General features: G+C 28.8%; 2 protein-coding genes and 1 pseudogene. All 3 read right to left on the reverse strand.

Annotation, left to right across the window (positions count from 1 at the left end):
- Window positions 1-261, reverse strand: a pseudogene (locus tag HMPREF3247_RS04710) (DUF1433 domain-containing protein); the annotation flags it as partial.
- A 26-nt stretch (window positions 262-287) separates the two neighbouring features.
- Window positions 288-698, reverse strand: coding sequence for a DUF1433 domain-containing protein (locus tag HMPREF3247_RS04715; protein WP_000038229.1), 411 nt, complete (start codon window positions 696-698; stop codon window positions 288-290).
- Between the two features lie 266 nt (window positions 699-964).
- Window positions 965-1,342 carry a DUF1433 domain-containing protein gene (locus HMPREF3247_RS04725; protein ID WP_164826331.1) on the reverse strand — a complete coding sequence of 126 codons (378 nt, stop codon included), beginning with the start codon at window positions 1,340-1,342 and terminating at the stop codon, window positions 965-967.
- Window position 1,343 lies beyond the last annotated feature (1 nt).

Raw genomic sequence — 1,343 nt, forward strand, 5'->3', positions numbered from 1 at the left:
TTTTATTTTCATTGATGTAGCCTTCAATCACAGCACTTCCCATAGGACTTTTTCCAAGTTAGTGAAATGTACAGATTTGATCGTGTTCGGTTCTTTAGTATTATGCTTGAGATAAAGTGTAATGCGCTCTTGTTGTTCTTTATAGTAAACCACTTTTTGTTTTTCTTTTTCATCATATTTCATTTTTAAATGTATGGCCGTAACAACTATACATATACATAAAATGACACCAATAATTATAAAAACATGTTTTTTGTTCATTAAAGTAACTCCTAACTTTAGTGACTCTACTTTTTATTTAGTTCTTTTTTTATATCATCTGGTGATTTTAATTGATGCGCTGGTTTTAGTAACTCACTTAATCTTTCACTTTTAATTAAATCACCTACAAATTGAAAGTTATTTTCAGGTGATGCATAGGCAACAAAATCATCTTCTTTATTTTCATTTATGTAACCTTCAATCACAGCACTTCCCATAGGACTTGTTTCCAAGTTTGTGAAATGTACAGATTTGATCGTGTTCGGTTCTATAGTATTATGCTTAAGATAAAGTGTAATGCGCGCTTGTTGTTCTTTATAATAAATTGATTTTTGCTTTTCTTTTTCGTCATATTTCATTTTAAAATAGATACCTGCAACACTAATTAATATGATTAACATAATACTAGTTAATATTAAAATTTTCTTTTTCGACATCTATCACCAGCTCCTAAAATGTGGTGGAATTTTATACAGTTTACATATTTATGATACTACAAAACACACTCTTACAAAGAAAATCTATAATTTTAATCTAGGTCAAGGAAAAGCAGCCAAAAGTGTTTATATAAAATCAACGAAATATTGTGGATATAAAGTGGTTAACAGATAAATACAGTGGAAAGTTGTACAAAAATTCAAGTTTTTATTTTTATGTGTAAGTGTGATTAGCTTGAAAACAAAATTAAAACGACCGCATAGTTTTAGCGGTCGTTCTTTTTAGAATCTAGTTCTTTTTTTATATCATCAGGCGTTTTGGTTTGATGTGCTGGTTTTAATAATGTGCTTAAATTTTTACTTTTGATTAAACTTCCACCAAATTGATAATGATGTTCTGGAGACCCATAAGCAACAAAATCATCTTCTTTATTTTCATTGATGTAACCTTCAATTACGACATCGCCCATAGGTCCTCTTTTTAAACTTGTGAAATGCACAGATTTAATCGTGTTTGGTTCTTTAGTATTATGCTTAAGATAGAGTGTAATACGCTCCTGTTGTTCTTTATAGTAAATTGCTTTTTGTTTTTCTTTTTCGTCATATTTCACTTTTAAATAAATGACTGATGCAACTATACATATA

Origin of the sequence: Staphylococcus sp. HMSC36A10 (genome assembly GCF_001838845.1) — a bacterium.
Lineage (GTDB): Bacteria > Bacillota > Bacilli > Staphylococcales > Staphylococcaceae > Staphylococcus > Staphylococcus aureus.

Bases quoted from the DNA above. Each gene is read 5' to 3' on its own strand.
- HMPREF3247_RS04715 (WP_000038229.1), bottom strand. From the start codon at position 698: ATGTCGAAAAAGAAAATTTTAATATTAACTAGTATTATGTTAATCATA.